General features: G+C 66.1%; 17 protein-coding genes. 10 read left to right on the top strand and 7 right to left on the bottom strand.

From position 1 onward, the window contains the following. The first annotated feature begins 93 nt into the window (after positions 1 to 93). Positions 94 to 678 (top strand): fasciclin domain-containing protein, encoded by a 585-nt coding sequence (locus tag D6M19_RS03155; RefSeq protein WP_123023726.1) that lies wholly within the window; start codon positions 94 to 96, stop codon positions 676 to 678. Between the two features lie 39 nt (positions 679 to 717). Here the strand turns inward: D6M19_RS03155 and sigI are convergent, their stop codons facing one another. After that, a complete protein-coding gene (sigI, locus tag D6M19_RS03160; RefSeq protein WP_123023727.1) occupies positions 718 to 1,575 on the bottom strand; it encodes an RNA polymerase sigma factor SigI in 858 nt (285 codons plus the stop codon). 81 nt (positions 1,576 to 1,656) lie between these two features. Here sigI and D6M19_RS03165 point away from each other — a divergent pair, with 81 nt between their 5' ends. Continuing rightward, positions 1,657 to 2,496 (top strand): NAD(P)H-binding protein, encoded by an 840-nt coding sequence (locus tag D6M19_RS03165; RefSeq protein WP_123023728.1) that lies wholly within the window; start codon positions 1,657 to 1,659, stop codon positions 2,494 to 2,496. A 15-nt stretch (positions 2,497 to 2,511) separates the two neighbouring features. Next, positions 2,512 to 2,955 carry a nitroreductase/quinone reductase family protein gene (locus D6M19_RS03170; protein WP_123023729.1) on the top strand — a complete coding sequence of 148 codons (444 nt, stop codon included), beginning with the start codon at positions 2,512 to 2,514 and terminating at the stop codon, positions 2,953 to 2,955. On the opposite strand, the gene D6M19_RS03175 is transcribed toward D6M19_RS03170, so the two are convergent. From D6M19_RS03175 to D6M19_RS03185, 3 genes are read right to left on the bottom strand one after another with little or no spacing between them, the layout of a single operon-like run. Further along, the gene (locus D6M19_RS03175) at positions 2,952 to 3,758 is read right to left on the bottom strand and encodes a DUF4097 family beta strand repeat-containing protein (RefSeq protein WP_123023730.1); all 807 of its coding nucleotides are present in this window, start codon (positions 3,756 to 3,758) and stop codon (positions 2,952 to 2,954) included. The genes D6M19_RS03170 and D6M19_RS03175 overlap by 4 nt on opposite strands. A gap of 25 nt (positions 3,759 to 3,783) precedes the next feature. Beyond that, on the bottom strand, positions 3,784 to 4,257 hold the full coding sequence (locus tag D6M19_RS03180; RefSeq protein WP_123023731.1) for a histidine kinase: 474 nt from the start codon (positions 4,255 to 4,257) through the stop codon (positions 3,784 to 3,786). A 58-nt stretch (positions 4,258 to 4,315) separates the two neighbouring features. After that, on the bottom strand, positions 4,316 to 5,182 hold the full coding sequence (locus tag D6M19_RS03185) for a TIGR03619 family F420-dependent LLM class oxidoreductase (RefSeq protein WP_123023732.1): 867 nt from the start codon (positions 5,180 to 5,182) through the stop codon (positions 4,316 to 4,318). Between the two features lie 63 nt (positions 5,183 to 5,245). On the opposite strand from D6M19_RS03185, the gene D6M19_RS03190 reads away from it, so the two are divergent. Continuing rightward, entirely contained in the window at positions 5,246 to 6,541 is a 1,296-nt protein-coding gene (locus tag D6M19_RS03190) for a cryptochrome/photolyase family protein (protein ID WP_123023733.1), read from the top strand. On the opposite strand, the gene D6M19_RS03195 is transcribed toward D6M19_RS03190, so the two are convergent. Next, positions 6,534 to 7,367 (bottom strand): mycofactocin-coupled SDR family oxidoreductase, encoded by an 834-nt coding sequence (locus D6M19_RS03195; RefSeq protein WP_123023734.1) that lies wholly within the window; start codon positions 7,365 to 7,367, stop codon positions 6,534 to 6,536. The two genes, D6M19_RS03190 and D6M19_RS03195, sit on opposite strands and share 8 nt — an antisense overlap. Before the next feature lie 77 nt (positions 7,368 to 7,444). On the opposite strand from D6M19_RS03195, the gene D6M19_RS03200 reads away from it, so the two are divergent. Further along, positions 7,445 to 7,699, top strand: a complete 255-nt coding sequence (locus D6M19_RS03200) for a DUF2631 domain-containing protein (protein ID WP_123023735.1) — start codon at positions 7,445 to 7,447, stop codon at positions 7,697 to 7,699. A gap of 1 nt (position 7,700) precedes the next feature. Here the strand turns inward: D6M19_RS03200 and D6M19_RS03205 are convergent, their stop codons facing one another. Then, positions 7,701 to 9,131 (bottom strand): WS/DGAT/MGAT family O-acyltransferase, encoded by a 1,431-nt coding sequence (locus D6M19_RS03205; RefSeq protein ID WP_206428435.1) that lies wholly within the window; start codon positions 9,129 to 9,131, stop codon positions 7,701 to 7,703. A gap of 132 nt (positions 9,132 to 9,263) precedes the next feature. Here D6M19_RS03205 and D6M19_RS03210 point away from each other — a divergent pair, with 132 nt between their 5' ends. Continuing rightward, positions 9,264 to 9,956, top strand: coding sequence for a DUF427 domain-containing protein (locus D6M19_RS03210; protein WP_123024106.1), 693 nt, complete (start codon positions 9,264 to 9,266; stop codon positions 9,954 to 9,956). A 34-nt stretch (positions 9,957 to 9,990) separates the two neighbouring features. Here the strand turns inward: D6M19_RS03210 and D6M19_RS03215 are convergent, their stop codons facing one another. Further along, positions 9,991 to 10,776, bottom strand: a complete 786-nt coding sequence (locus D6M19_RS03215) for a glycoside hydrolase family 16 protein (RefSeq protein WP_164478311.1) — start codon at positions 10,774 to 10,776, stop codon at positions 9,991 to 9,993. A gap of 229 nt (positions 10,777 to 11,005) precedes the next feature. On the opposite strand from D6M19_RS03215, the gene D6M19_RS03220 reads away from it, so the two are divergent. From D6M19_RS03220 to D6M19_RS03235, 4 genes are read left to right on the top strand one after another with little or no spacing between them, the layout of a single operon-like run. Then, entirely contained in the window at positions 11,006 to 12,136 is a 1,131-nt protein-coding gene (locus tag D6M19_RS03220; RefSeq protein WP_123023737.1) for a VOC family protein, read from the top strand. Beyond that, complete coding sequence (locus D6M19_RS03225; protein WP_123023738.1) at positions 12,133 to 13,071, top strand: fumarylacetoacetate hydrolase family protein; 939 nt, start codon at positions 12,133 to 12,135, stop codon at positions 13,069 to 13,071. Before D6M19_RS03220 ends, D6M19_RS03225 begins: the two co-directional genes overlap by 4 nt. Further along, a complete protein-coding gene (gene mhpA / locus D6M19_RS03230; RefSeq protein ID WP_234834680.1) occupies positions 13,068 to 14,603 on the top strand; it encodes a bifunctional 3-(3-hydroxy-phenyl)propionate/3-hydroxycinnamic acid hydroxylase MhpA in 1,536 nt (511 codons plus the stop codon). Before D6M19_RS03225 ends, mhpA begins: the two co-directional genes overlap by 4 nt. Then, positions 14,603 to 15,796 carry a cytochrome P450 gene (locus tag D6M19_RS03235; RefSeq protein WP_123023739.1) on the top strand — a complete coding sequence of 398 codons (1,194 nt, stop codon included), beginning with the start codon at positions 14,603 to 14,605 and terminating at the stop codon, positions 15,794 to 15,796. The genes mhpA and D6M19_RS03235 overlap by 1 nt, the downstream gene beginning before the upstream one ends. Positions 15,797 to 15,801: the final 5 nt, after the last annotated feature.

Genomic DNA, 15,801 nt, shown 5'->3' on the forward strand with positions numbered 1-15,801 from the left:
CCATCCGCAGGCGCACCCGCTCCGAATGACCGGTGGAAGCACAAAGAGGTGAGGCGGCTGCTGCTGTCTTCCGATACAGAAGGTGGATGACCGATGAAGAACATGAAGAAGACGTTTGCGGTAGCGGGCCTGGCCGCCGCAGCGGCGATGGGTATGTCACTGACCACCGCGAGCACCGCGTCGGCCGAACTGGTTGGACCCTCGTGTACCGCATACGCGGAGAAGGTACCGACGGGCCCCGGTTCGGTGGCCGGGATGGCGATGGATCCGGTCGCGGTTGCGGCGTCGAACAACCCGATGCTGACCACGCTGACCAAGGCCGTGTCGGGCCAGCTCAACCCGAACGTCAACCTCGTCGACACGCTCAACGGCGGCGAGTTCACCGTCTTCGCCCCGACCGATGACGCATTCGCCAAGCTCGATCCGGCGACGATAGAGAAGCTCAAGACCGACTCGGATCTGCTCACCAGCATCCTGACCTACCACGTGGTTTCGGGTCAGGCCAGCCCGGCACAGATCGTCGGCACACACAAGACCGTCCAAGGCGCCGATGTGACGGTGACCGGGATGGGCAGCAACCTCAAGGTCAACGACGCGTCGGTGGTGTGCGGTGGCGTCTCAACCGCCAATGCACAGGTGTACATGATCGACACCGTGCTGATGCCGCCAATGAATTAACCTAGACCACAACAGAATACGCCGGAGCGGCCCGATCGATCACGATCGGGCCGCTGCCGTCGGGTCCACGCTTGCTTCAATTTTGAACACGCGGTTGTGGCGCATCGTGAGCACGATGACGGCGAACAGCCGCCGCTCGGCGAAGGCAAGCAGGACCGGTTCGCCGACCGGCCCGCTGACAAGCGTCGCGCCATGTCCGAGATAGCGAAGCAGGTTGCGGGCGACCTCATCCGGGCCGTGGTTGATGTTAGGTGGCGGAGCGTCCTCGCCCAGCACGGTGCCGACCCCCCACACCGCGGGATCCAGCACAGCAGTCAGCCCATCGAGGTCACCGTTGGCGCACGCGGTGATGAATTTCTCTGTGACGAGCTGATGTTGGGCATCGGTCACGTCGACAAGTCGGGGGGAAGCGGCGGCGAACTTGCCGCGTGCGCGTCGGGCGAGTTGACGACAGGTGCCAACGGGCCGGCCCACGGTCGTGGCGATCTCGTCGAACGGGATCTGGAAGACATCGTGAAGCACGAACGACACACGCTCACCCGGCGACAGCCGCCGCAACAGGTCCAACATCGCTTCGCGGACCTCGTCGTCGAGTGTGACCCGGTCGGCTGGGTCCGGCGCCGTCGCAGCAACTGCTTCGTGCGTTTCGACGTCCTCGGGGTGTTCGTGGCGGGCGCGGGCGGACCGCAGGTGGTCGAGGCACAGCCGCCCGGCGACCACCGTGAGCCACCCGCGAACATCGTCGATGCCACCGAGGTCTGTTCGCGAGAGCCGCAGGAATGCCTCCTGCGCGACGTCCTCGGCCTCGCCGACGTCGCCGAGCATCTGGTAGGCGAGGTTGACCAGGTAGGGGCGATGGCTGCGCCATGCCGCTTCCACCGACGGTGATTCGGTCATGTACTTACGACGATGCGGCCGCGAGAAAAGTTACGGCAGAGCCCGCGTAACTTTTGCGCTCGTCGCCCCGTCCTTGGTTGCATGAACACAATTCTTGTCACCGGCGCAACCGGCAACGTCGGGCGCCCTCTGGTCAACCAGCTTGCCGAAGCCGGCGTGCAGGTGCGCGCCGTCACCCGTGCGCCCGATTCCGCGCCGTTTCCCGCTGACGTCGAGGTGGTCGGATCCGCCGCCGAAGGCATCCACGACGCATCCGCGGTGTTTCTCAATTCCCGGGCGCTGGGCGACGAGCTCGCGACGGTGGTCGACCTCGCGCGCCGCGCAGGCGTTAGACGGCTTGTCGCGCTCTCGGCCATCAACGCCGACGACGACTTCTCGCGTCAGCCATCCCGCTTCCGCGGCGACCGCAACGCCGAAGTCGAACAGCACGCCGTCGACTCCGGCCTGGAGTGGGTCAGCCTGCGTCCGACCGTGTTCGCCACCAACTTCTTTGGAATGTGGGCAGCACAGATCAGAGCCGGTGATGTCATCAACGGTCCGTACGCGCAGGCCTCGACGGCGCCCATCGTCGACGCCGACATTTCGGCGGTGGCCGTGCACGCACTGCTGCGCGACGACCTGGTGGGCCGCAAGATTCCGTTGACCGGTCCGCAGGCCCTCACCAACGCCGAGCTCGTCGACGTCATCGGCGATGTACTCGGCCGCCGGCTGCGCTATCGGGAGGCGCCGCCCGATCTCGTCCGCCGGCGCTTCATCGACATCGGGTTCTCCGCGGAGTTCGCCGATGCATACATGGCGCTCCTCGAGGCCACGGTGTCCACGCCAGCGCTGGTCACCAACGAGGTGGAGAAGATCCTGGGCCGCCCACCGCAGTCCTTTGGCGACGCGATCCGCTCACACCGCGACCTGTTCGGCAATTAGCAAAGGAGACAGCACATGTCAGAACTTCGGCCGCCCCGATACCTCAAGCCGATGAACAGAATCGTCAAGGCGATGCAGAGGCTGGGCATTCGAACCGGGCCCGCGATGATCCTGACCGTGCCCGGCAGGAAGACGGGCAGACCGCGCAGCACCCCGATGACGCCGTTCACCTATCGCGGCGACATGTACACCGTCGCCGGTTATCCCGGCGCGGACTGGGCGGCGAACGCGCGGTCCGCGGGTACCGGCACTCTGTCCCGTGGCCGCAAGTCGCAGACGATAAGGATCGTCGAACTCGACGCCGAAGAGTCGCGACCGGTGCTTCGCGAGTTCCCGGCGCAGGTTCCCGTCGGTGTCGGTTTCGCCAAGCGCTCAGGGCTGGTGCGCGAAGGGACCCCGGACGAGTTCGAGGCGCTGGCAGGACAATTGGCGGTGTTTCGGTTCGACCCGGCCAACTAGCCTGCGACGCCCGCGGTGGCACGTTGCACCGCGATGTCACCGGAGCCCGTCTTCACGTTCACGGTGAGCGTCTCGTCGCCGTCGGCCGGGCCGTCCGCCGACTGCAGGCCGTTGCGAACCTTGCCCGAATGCGTCCTCAGGTCGAGCCGGGCCGCGGTGCCCTCCGCGACCCCGACCTCGGTGTCACCACTGCCGGTCTGCACAGAAACCTCACCGGTCATCGCGTCGGCAACGACGACGTCGCCCGATGCGGTCTGCGCGTTGACCGCGCCACGGAGCCGCCTGATCGTCAATGAGCCGCTGGCCGCACGGAACTTGACGTCGCCGGTCAGCGCTTCGACGGCGGCGTCCCCCGACGCCGTCGAGATGGCTGCCGTGCCCTTGATGTTCTCAACCGTGATTCCACCAGATGCGCTGTCGGCCTTGATGTTTCCGGTTACGGATCCCACGGCGGCATCTCCGCTGGCGGTGGAGAACCGGCAGTCGCCGAAGTCACCTTTGGCACGCACCCGCGCGGACACCGATGACACCTGCAGCCGTGATCGCGACGGGAGTTCGATGTCGACGACGACGGAGCCGCCGCGGCCGAGGGAGATGAACCGTCTTCCCGCCGACACGGTGAGCGTGCCGTCGCGGAAGTCGACGCGCGCGGCCTCGGCTATCCGGATGTCGGAGGTTCGGTTCGGATCCCGTGGGCTGATCTGCACCACCGTGTCCTCGCGGTCGGTGGCGGTGACGTGTACCGCGCCGCTGACCACCTCGACGGAGGCGTTGATCGGTTCTGGCGTTGCGAATGTCGGCATCGTTCCTCCTGTCGTGAATTCTTGGTCAGCGGACCCAGCCGCTGAACTGCTTGTCGGTGTTGGCTCGCGCATGACGTTTGCCTCCGAGCGCCGACGCGACGGCGCGAACCAGCCACGCGTTCACCGACAGCCCTTCGACACGTGCCGCCGCATCGACCGGCGACCTCAGGCTCTCTGGCACCCGCAGCGTCACCCGCCACGTGCCGCCGTCGTCGTCGGCTTCCGGCACCGCGGAAACCGGTGCGGGCTCGTCTTGGACCGCGGGGCTGACGGTGAACTCCGGGTCGCGGCCGCGCAGTCGGACGTGCACCGATCGGGGTGCCACTTCGCGGGTGATCTCCTCCGCCGCATCCGACAGCGCTTCGAGCAATGCGAGACGAATCGCCGAATCCAGCGGCGCGGTCAGTCGATCCGCGAGCGCCTCGGCTTCGGGACCGGCTGCGGCGGCTGCCACACCCAACTCGTGACGCACCCCGTCGACGTACGGTTGCAGATCCATGACGTCATGGTGACATCAATATGGTGTCACCACAAGTGTCACACTGGTGCACCGATCGCTACCTGCACTTTTCGATGAAATCCTCGGCGAACCGTTCGATGGGCTCCCGGTAGCTCTCGACGCCTGCACCGGAGTCCTGCCCCAGCCACGGCCTGCACATGACCGCGGTGATGCCCGCGTCTTCGGCGCGCCGGTATGTGTCGACCGACGGAGGCTCCAGCAGCGCCAGGACGATCTCGAACGGTTCGTGTTCGCGTCCGTACTCCCGGCGCAGCTCGGTCAGCCGCGTCGCATATCCGACCGACTCGTCCCACACATACGCGTATCCGACCCAGCCGTCGCAGAGCCGTGCCGCGCGACGCAGCGCCACTTCTGACTCACCACCGCACAGAATCGGCACAGGCGAAGGCGGATGCGGTTCGAGCATCATTTCGGGCACTCGGTAGTGCTCACCCTGCCAGGACACCCAGCCGCCCCGCCACAGCGCCCGCAGCGCCGGGATCATCTCGTCGAGCCGCTTGCCGCGGTCGGTGAAGTCCTGCCCCATCAGTTCGTACTCCTCGCGCATCCAGCCGATGCCTGCCGCAAGGGAAACCCGCCCATGGGAGACCACGGACGCGGTCGCCACCAACTTGGCCACCTCGAGCAGGGGTCGCGCTGGAGCAACGTAGATCGCGTTGGAGAACCGAAGCCGGGTCGTCACCGCGGCCATCGCACCGATCAGCACCCACGGGTCGGGCCACGCGGTGTCTGGCTCCCATCCCGGCTTGCCGTCCACGGAGTCGGGGTAGGGCGAGGACAGCTCGCGCGGATAGATCATGTGGTCGGAACACAAAATGCCGTCGTAGCCTGCGTCGTCGAGCATCCTGGCAACCGGCACAGCCTCCAGCGGGTCCATGAACGCGGTCCCCGACCAAAACTGCATACGTCATCCTTCCGTCAGCGAAGCCCTTTGTTTCTATAGCCGGAATTCGGGCAGCATCAAAGGATGCCCACTTTGTTGTGGTTCAGGCGGGATTTGAGGCTGCGCGACCTGCCCGCCCTGCTGAACGCCGCAGAGTCAGACGGCGAGGTGCTGGCCTGCTACGTCCTCGACCCTCGGCTGAAGGCGTCGTCGGGTCCGCGGCGGCTGCAATACCTCTACGACGCGCTGCGCGAACTGCGCGATGCGCTTGACGGCAGGCTGCTGGTGACGCGTGGACAGCCGGAGAAGCGGATTCCCGCACTGGCCAAGTCCGTCGGCGCCTGCGCCGTCCATGTGTCGGCCGACTTCTCGCCGTTCGGCAGGCGCCGCGACGATGCCGTACGCGATGCACTCGGCGACATTCCGCTGGACGCATCCGGGTCGCCATATCTGGTCTCACCCGGCCGGGTGGTCAAGGGCGACGGCGAACCGTACAAGGTGTTCACCCCGTTCTACAGCGCATGGCAGAAACACGGTTGGCGGGCGCCGGCCAATTCGGGACCGAAGTCGGCGAGCTGGATCAACCCCGACGACGTCGACGGCGGAGGTGTCGAAATCCCCGACGCCGGCGTGGAACTCGACCTGCCCGCGGGCGAGCAGGCGGCGCTTCGGCAGTGGAAGAAGTTCGTCGACGACGATCTCGCCGATTACGCCGACGGCCGCAACCGGCCGGATCTGGCAGCCACCAGCCGAATGTCTGCCCACCTGAAGTTCGGCACGATTCACCCGCGCACCATGGCCGTCGACCTCGGCCACGGCAAGGGTGCGCAGGCTTACTTGCGGGAGTTGGCATTTCGAGACTTCTACGCAGCGGTTCTCGACGAGTGGCCCGACAGCGCATGGTGGAACTGGAACAAGTCGTTCGACTCGATGCAGACCGATGACGGCGCCGAGGCGAAGAAGGCGTTCGAGGCATGGAAAGCGGGTAGGACGGGCTACCCCATCGTCGACGCCGGAATGCGTCAGCTCGCCGAGACCGGCTGGATGCACAACCGGGTCCGGATGATCGTCGCTTCGTTTCTGGTCAAGGACCTGCACCTGCCGTGGCAGTGGGGCGCTCGCTGGTTCTTGGAGCAGCTCGTGGACGGCGATATCGCCAACAACCAGCACGGCTGGCAGTGGGCCGCGGGCACCGGCACCGACGCGGCGCCGTACTTCAGGGTCTTCAACCCGACGACTCAGGGCGATAAGTTCGATCCCAAGGGCGTTTACGTTCGGCGCTGGATTCCTGAGCTGAACGACGACGACTATCCCGACCCGATCGTCGACCACAAGGCCGAGCGGGTCGAGGCGTTGCGCCGCTACAGCGCGCTCACTTGAGGGTCAGCCCACCGTCCAGCGGCAGGGCCACGCCGGTGAGATGCCTACCGGAATGGCCACAGAAGTAGACGATCGCATCGGTGACCTCGGCGGGGTCCATCGGCGGCATGGACAGCTTCGGCTGCTGAGCGTCGCCGAACTCGGGTTGGTCGCCGACCAGGCGCCCCATCGCCTCGTTGATGATCATCGGCGTCGCAACGCCGCCGGGATGTACCGAGTTGACGCGAATGTTCTTCTCCGCCAGTGAGGTTGCGTAATGACGCATCACACCGATCACAGCGTGCTTGGAGGCGGTGTATCCCGCGGCGCCGTGACTCATGGTGTCAAAGGTGGTGCTGACCGATTTGAACCCCGCGGCAGAACTCGTGATGACGATGGCACCACCCTCGCCCTGGTTCAGCACTGCGGGCAGCGCGGCCTCGATTGTGAAATAAACACCCTTCAGGTTCACGTCGACGGCGTCGACGAACGCCGTGATGTCGAGCCGCTGTGTCCCCGCAGCGGGAAAGATCCCCGCGTTGGCCAACACGAAGTCGAGCCTGCCGAGTTCCGCCACGCCGTTGGCCACGACCTCCCTGACCCGCTCGAAGTCGCGCACGTCGGCCTGCTCGGCGACGATGCGCCGACCGGTCTTCTCGACGAGGTTGACCGTCTCGTCGAGATCCTCTCGGCTCGGCATCGGGTAGGCCACGCTGTCGATCTGTTCGCACAGATCGAGGGCGATGACGTCGGCGCCTTCCTCGGCGAACCGAACGGCGTGCGATCGCCCCTGACCTCGCGCCGCCCCGCTGATGAAGACCACTTTGCCCTCGAACTGTCCTGCCATGACGCACCACACTACGTCGATGCGTAGTAGACGTGTAATGATGTCGGCAGCGCTAGGCCCGACCTCAAGGAGCAGCCGTGGTGAGCACCGAGTTGGACAAGACCGACGGTGTCGACGTCGAAGATGTGCCATCGGCGGCGTGGGGCTGGTCCAAGGAGAACCACAAGTGGATCCAGATCGGCGGCATCGTCTCCGCGCTGTTCATCTTGGCGATGCTGCGCGGCAACCACGTCGGGAAAGTCGAGGACGTCTTCGTGATCGTCTTCGCGATAGTGATCCTCGGCGTCGTCGCGCGCGACTGGTGGCTGCGCCGCCGCGGCTGGACCAGGTAGGTCAGGTAGCCGCGGCCACCGGCAGCGCCGATCCGACCGGTCTCAGCTCACCGGTGATTCCGGCCGCCGTCCGGATCTCATTGAACGCCTCCAGCATTGCGTCCGTCGCCTCGTGCGGATCGTCCAGCGTGCGGTCGTCGGTGAGCACCGAGATGGCCAACTGGTCGACATAGCTCCAGACGGTGATGTTCATCCCGCTGCCACTGACTACAGGCCCGACCGAATAGATCTCGCTGACCGTCGCCCCCTCGATGGTGCCGCGCTCCCGCGGTCCGGGGACATTGGAAATCGTCAGGTTGAAGACGCTCGCCGACTCCAGGCGCCTTGCCTGTGCGCGGAAGAACGACGGCGCCAGCGACGGCGGAAGATAGGACATCCACGCGGGCAGCAGCATCGGCCCCAGCAATTGGTTGTTCTCCTTGGCGATGCCAGACGCCGCCGAGGCCAGCCTGACCCGCTCCAGCGGGTCTTCGATGTGGACGGCCAATGAGGGCGTCATGTAGGTGAACTCGTTGCCCGCCAACCTTTCCCGCGACGGGTTGGTGCTGATCGGCACCCCTGCGATCAGCGGAGCGTCGGCCTTGCCGTCATAGCGCAGCAGCAGCTTGCGCAGCGCTCCCGCCGCCATCGCCAGCACCATGTCGTTGATGGTGACCCCGAGATGCTTGCCGGTCTCCTTGACGTCGGCCAGTGCCAGCGGCGCGGTCGCGAACCGGCGGCCCGCCGTCACCTTGTGGTTGATGAAGCAGTCCGGCGGCGCAAAGTTCTTGGCGAGGTCGGGCTGCTCTCCGCGCTCCTTGGACCGCCGCCTGACCCGGGACACCCCGGTCGCCGTCTCGTTCACAAGACGGGGCAGCTTGCGGATGAGCCCGACGTGGTCACGTGCGGCGGCCCGCAGCAGCGCTGGACTGGTCCTGGCGATGTCGGGCTCTTCGAACATCCCGACCACTCCGGTCGGCCCGTCGGCCGAGATCGCCATGGCCATCTGATTGGCCGACGCCAAGCCGTCGGCCAGCACGTGGTGGACCTTGTGGATGATCGCGATGCGGTCGTCTGCCAGCCCTTCGGCGACGTACATCTCCCAGAGCGGACGATTGCGGTCAAGCGGGGTGCTGGCGATCTCGCCGATCAGCTGGTCCAGTTCGCGGCGCCCACCTGGCGCGGGCACCCTGGCCTGGCGGACGTGATAGTCGAAGTCGATGTGGTCGTTGAGCACCCACATCGGGTGGTGCAGCTTCATCGGGATATCGACGAGCTGATAGCGAAGCGGCGCCATCGCCTGCAACCTCGGGAATGCCACGGCGCGAAACAGGTCGAAGTCGTAGCCGCCGACGTCGGACACATCCAGCACGCCGATCTTGAGCGTATGCATGTGTATTTCCGGTGTTTCGGTGTAGAGCATCAACGCGTCCACACCATTGAGTCGCTTCACGCCCACCCCATTCGTCGACGGCCCCGACCTGTGTACCCGCCATTGCACTCCTTCCGTCGGCGCAGCAGGCGACTTCGAGAAAAGTGCACCCCGGGGCGTGACGGTCGGCCCGGGATTTGTAAAGCTTTGGCGATGAGTCTTGTCACCGGACGCGGTCCACTGAGCAGGGACCCGGTGGGCTGGTTCTCGCCCCCGTTGCCCGACGGCGTGGTGTTCGTCGAGCCGCATCCGCGGCGTGTGCAGGCATTGCGCGACGGCGTCGTTGTCGTCGACACCGAGCAGGCACTCCTGGTGCACCGTGCGGGCCGACCGCTGAACTTCGCCTTTCCCGCCGACGCGGTCGGCGGGCTGCCACACGACCCCGTCGCGGAGGCGCCGGGCTATGTGCAGGTGCCATGGGACGCGGTGGACACGTGGATCGAGGAGGGCCGCAGGCTCGTGCACTACCCGCCGAACCCGTATCACCGGGTCGACTGCCGTCCGACGAACCGTGCACTTCGGGTCGTCGTGGCCGGCGCGACTCTGGTCGACACCTCCGACACGATCATCGTCTTCGAAACCGCGCTGGCGCCCGTTCTCTATGTCCACCCGTCGCATGTGCGCACCGACCTGTTGCATCGCTCGACTTCGAGCAGCTACTGCAACTACAAGGGCTACGCCACGTACTGGTCGGCCGTCATCGGTGCCACCGTGGTCGACGACGTGGCATGGAGCTACGGTGACCCGTTGCCCGAAACTCTGCCCATCAAGGGATATTTCAGCTTCGACGCGGCTCGCGCGGACGTCGTCGCCGAAGTCCCCATATCAGCGATTTCGGCGCGCTGACGTGCGCTCAGCGACTGCTAGCGCGCCGAAATCGCTACCAGACGCGTATCCAGTCGACCAGCATCTGCACGGGATACGTCCCGGGACCGGGATCACCGCCACCGGAACCGGCGACCGCGAGGTTCAGGATCGGATAGACCTTGTACCCCGGGTTGTTGAACGGCCAGTCCGCCAGCGAGTTCGCAGGCACGGTGAAGTATGGCGCAGCCCCGTCGGAGTAGTCCTGCCAGAAGCTCATGCCCGAGTCAACCCACTTGACTCGCCAGGTGTGCCAGCCGCTGTCCAACGCGAGGTTGTGCGTCGCCCACTCGGAGCCGTTCGCTTTGGCGTGCACGGTGGTTCCCGACGGCCACTTGCCGTTGCCGTACCACTCGATGATGTCGATCTCTCCGTCGGCGTCACTGGACAGCCAGAAGGCGGGCCATGCCCCCGGCGTCAGGCAGTCGAATTTGATGCGGGCTTCCCAGGTGTAACCGATGCCGCCCTCCCACCTGGTGTTGATCTTGCCCCCGTAGTAGGTATCGCCGTCTTTGAACGCCTTGATGACCAGGTTGGACTTGCCGTCGAGGAACACGTTGCGACGGTCGTCACGATACTGGCCGACATTGCCGGGCAACTCCCAGAACGTCGGGTCCTTCATCGATTCGCGGGCCTTCGAAATCATCCACTTCGAGGAGTCGGGCGCTGAGCCCGCAGGGCCGTCGAAGTTGTCCTCGAAGACGTAGGGTCCGGCGGCGCGGGCGGCCGGCAGGGGCATCACCGCTGAAAGCAGTCCGATCCCACTCATCACCATCATGCTGCGTCGATCTAATTCAGGCACAGCTAGACATACAAGCCGCAACGTCGGACGGGATGCAAATTGGCTGACTCCGCCTGCTCAGGCGGCGCCGTCCGGATGCTGGAAACTGTCCAGGTCAGGCAGCAGCCACAGGCAGACTCCTCGGGTCTCGTTGGCAGAGATTGTCAGTGTTGAGTCTTTCGTCAGAACCTATTGACTGATACTGTCATCCCATGTGACGATTTCGTCAACTTTGCTAGGGGAGGTTCTGATGAGCGGCACTGTCGGCGCCCATAACGAGCTGCACAGCGAGCAGGGCGCGCTGCCGGGGGAACACTCCGGACGGGGGCGCAATCCGGTCATCAAGGTCGCCGACATCGCGTGGCTCGAGTTCGAGAAGCCCGATCTGGACCGTGCCGAGGCGTTCGCCCGCGCGTTCGGCTTCGCGATTGTCATGCGTACCCCCGACGAGCTGCAGCTACGCGGCGCCGACGCCGGTGCGCCGTGCGTGCTGCTGCGCCGCGGTGATCGGTCGCGGTTCGTCGGGACCGCATTTCGGGCCGTCGATGAGGTCGACGTGCTGCGGCTGGCCGATGTCGCGCGGGCACCGACGAAGCCACTGCCGGAATCCCTCGGAGGAATCTGCGTCGATCTCGTCAATCCGAGCGGACTGCCCGTCCGCGTGGTGGCGGGCACGCACGAGCTTCCCGAGCTGGCGCATCAGCAGCCGCACGTCTTCAATGTCGGCCGCGAACTCAACCGCACCAATGCCACCCAACGCCCGCCCCGGGTGGCGGCACGTGTTCAACGGCTCGGACATGTCGTGCTGCAGACGACCAGGTACACCGAGACGCTCAATTTCTACCTCGACACCCTCGGAATGATCGTCAGCGACTTCCTCTTCTACCCTGGCCAGCGCGCCCGAGGGCCGGTGATGAGTTTCATCCGCTGCGACCGCGGCTCGGACCCCGCCGACCACCACACTCTCGCGCTCGCGTTGGGACCGGCCGACCGCTACGTGCACTCCGCCTATCAGGTGTGCGACCTCGATGCGCTCGCAGCCGGCGGTGAGTACCTCGCAGAGCTCGGCTATTTCCGGTCCTGGGGCATCGGCCGTCACATCCAGGGCAGCCAGCTCTTCGACTACTGGCGTGATCCCGACGGCTTCCTGGTCGAGCACTTCGCCGACGGCGACATGTTCGACAACACCCTGGAACCCGGATGGGCGCAATTCACCGCGACGGGCCTGGCCCAGTGGGGCCCTCCGGTCACCAAGGACTTTCTCGGCATCAACCCCAGTGCGCTGCCGCACGAGGCGCGCGCGGTCGTCAACGCACTCCGCAGCAAGAACGAATTCTCCCTCACCCGCCTGCGCGGCCTACTGAAAGTAGCCAACTCATGACCACTTCCATCCTCCGCACCGCCGACGCCTGGTGGGTCCAAACCCCCACTGGCGCCTCGAAAGTCGCGACCACTGCGACGACCACCGCGGACCTGCTCGCCGACCGCGCCGCCGTCGACGCGGCAGCCCACAGTCGCGATACCGTACCCGTCGAAAGCCTGACGCTGGCAGCACCCGTCACGGCGCCGTGCCGCGTCGTCGCGCAGATGACCAACTACGCGTCACATGTGAGCGACTCCGGGATGAACCCGGCATCGATCCCGCTGACGTTCTTCCGCAAGACATCCGGGTCGATCAGCGGGCCCGTCGACGACATCGTCAAACCCGCTCACGTCCGCCTCCTGGACTACGAGGTGGAGATCGGTCTGGTCATCGGGCGCGAGTTCCCGGTGGGCACAACCGTCACCGAGGAGAACCTGCCCGACTACATCGCCGGCCTCGTCGTCACCAACGATGTGTCCGCCCGTGACGTCCAGCTCCCCCAGACCCAGTTCTACGAGGCCAAGTCCTACCCCTCCTTCACGCCGGTCGGCCCCGCCCTTGTGCTGCTCGACGCCGACGAGCTCAAGCGATTCGGCGATCTGAGACTGCAGCTGAGGGTCAACGGCGAGGTCCGGCAGAACATGGTCGTCGGCGGCGACATGATCTACCGCCCGCTGCAGGCACTGCAGGCACTTTCCCGTTTTCAGCGGCTGGACGCAGGCGATCTGGTGATGACCGGTACCCCCGCGGGCACCGCGCTCAGCGCCCCGCCCAAACCAATCGAGATGATCGGCAACCTGTTGCCGCCCGCCGTGAAGTGGAAGGTGTTCTTCAAGCGGCAGGCCAGCAACCCCAAGTACCTTCGGGCCGGCGATGTCGTGGAACTCGGCGTCGCCACCGATGACGGTGCGATCGATCTGGGCTCCCAGCGCACGGTCGTGAGATACGAGTGACGCTCGGCGTCGCCCGAGTGCCGGTCGTGATCGTCGGCGCAGGCCCGACGGGCGTCACCGCCGCGACGCTGCTCGCACAGTACGGAATCGACAGCCTCGTGCTCGACCGATGGCCCGACGTGTACCCGCAACCCCGCGCCGTTCACCTCGACGACGAGATCTACCGGATCGTCGCCCGCCTCGGCATCGCCGACGAGTTCGCCGCGATCTCGCGACCCGCTCACGGACTTCGACTGCTGGACGACACGATGCGCGTGCTGGCCGAGTTCCGGCGCGACACCGCGCGGAGCGCCAACGGATTCCCGCAGGCCAACATGTTCGACCAGCCGGAGTTCGAAGTGCTGCTGCGCAACAACCTCAAGCGCCACCCGCATGCGACGCTTCGCGGTGACACCGAGGTCACCGGGATCACCGACCAGGGCGACGGACGCGTCCGGGTTGCGTTCACCGACCGTACCGACGGCCGCGAACACGTGGTGGAGACCGACTATGTGCTCGGCTGCGACGGCGCCAACAGTGTCGTGCGCGCCGGGATCGGTTCCACCATGCGAGATCTGAAGTTCCAGCAGCGCTGGCTGGTTGCCGACGTCGCCACCGACGCCGACCTCGACCAGTGGGAAGGCGTGCACCAGGTGTGCGACCCCGAGCGCGCAGGCACTTATATGCGGATCGGTGACACCCGTTACCGCTGGGAGTTTCGGTTGTTGCCCGGCGAGACCGCCGACGACTACGCAAGCCTGACGGCGCTCAAACCTCTCATCGCGCCGTGGACCGCGCACGCCGCGGACGACGAACTGGAGCTGATCCGCGTCACGGAGTACACGTTTCGCGCTCAGATCGCGGATATGTGGCGGCGCGGCAACGTGTTTCTGCTCGGCGACGCCGCCCATCTCACCCCGCCGTTCATCGGGCAGGGCATGGGGGCCGGCCTGCGAGATGCGGTGAACCTGTCGTGGAAGCTGGCCGCCGTCCTGGCCGGTGACCTTCCCCAAGACGTTCTGGACAGCTACGAGCAGGAGCGCAAACCACACACCCGCGCCCTGATCCGACTGGCGCTCAACGTCGGACGGTCGATGACGTCGGGCGGGAAGCTCGGCAATCTGATTCGCCGCGTCGTCGTTCCGCGGATTCACCGCATCCCCGGCCTGAGCGACAAGGTCGTTGACAGCAGCACGCCTGCGCTGCGCCGCTCGGCGCTTGTGCACCGATCGCGCAGGCGCGGGGGGCTGGCGGGAAAGCTATGCCCGAACCCGGTTCTTCCCGACGGCCGACGGCTGGACGAGACCCTCGGCAGCGGCTTCGCTCTCATCTGCGCGGTGCCGGTTGGTGCCGAGCAACGAGCGCGCCTGCAGCAGCGCGGCGCCGCATTCCACATCGCCGGGGCAGACACGGATCTCGCCGACTGGCTGCGGCGCGGTCACGCCGCCGCAGCGATCGTTCGGCCGGACCGAACGGTGATGCGGGCGGGTGGGCAGATCGACGAGCTGTGCGACGCGGTACCGCGCTTCACACTGCCAGGAGGGCAAAAGTAATGCGCACCAAGGTATCCAACGACGTCCCCGCATACCCGGCGAACATCTACACGACCGACGCGATCATCGATCCGTATCCGCACTATGCGCGGCTGCGCGAACACGGCCCCGTCGTCTGGCTGTCGCGGCACCGGCTGTATGCGCTTCCTCGATACGCCGAGTGCAAGGCCGTGCTTCGCGACGACAAGACCTTCATCTCGGGCGATGGAGTCGCGCTCAATCCCTTCACCAACCGGTTGTCCCGCGGCACCACGCTCATAAGCGACGGCGCCGAACACGATCAGCGCCGCAAACTGGTCGCCCACCGACTGCTCCCCCGTGCTCTGCGGACCATCAGCGAAAACGTCGACCGGTTGGCGGCCGATGTCGTCGACGCCGCACTGCAGCGCGGCGAGGTCGACGGTGTCGCCGATCTGGCCTCCGCATTGCCCCACGCGGTGGTGCCCGACCTCGTTGGCTGGCCGCGCGACGAGCGCGACAACCTATTAGCTTGGGGCGCAGCGACATTCAACGTCATCGGGCCGCTGAACAAACAGTCCGTCAGATCGATTCCGGCAACTCTGCAGATGCTGAGGTTCGCCCGCCGGGTGGTACGCAATCGAAGCGTCATCGAGGGGAGCATGGCCCACGAGCTGTTGGCCGCAGCGGACGCGGGCAAGCTGTCTCACGCCGAATGCGCGCCGCTGATGATCGACTACATTGCGCCGTCACTCGACACCACCATCAGCGCCATCTCCGGCGCGCTGTACCTGTTCGCGACCCACCCGCAGCAGTGGCAGCTCCTCAAGGACGATCCGTCACTGATCGCGAACGCGGTCAACGAGATCATTCGTTTCGAGTCCCCGCTGCGTGCGTTCGCCCGCCACACCGGCTTTGACACAGAAGTGGCCGGTGTCCCGATACCGGCGGCCGCGCGTGTGCTGGTGATCTACGCGTCGGCCAACCGCGACGAACGCGAATGGGAGAACCCGGATACATTCGACATCCGCCGCGACGCCAACCGCCATCTCGGTTTCGGCCAGGGCGCTCATGCATGTGCCGGTCAGAGCCTGGCGCGCATGGAGACCTCGGCGATGCTGCGCGCACTGGTGGACCGCGTCGACCGGATCGAGCTGACGGCCGAGCCGACATGGGCGATCAACAACATCATCCGGCGCCACGAACACCTGCCGCTCAAGCTCGTCCTCAACTGAGCCTC

This window comes from Mycolicibacterium stellerae, assembly GCF_003719305.1.
Taxonomy (GTDB): Bacteria; Actinomycetota; Actinomycetes; order Mycobacteriales; family Mycobacteriaceae; genus Mycobacterium; species Mycobacterium stellerae.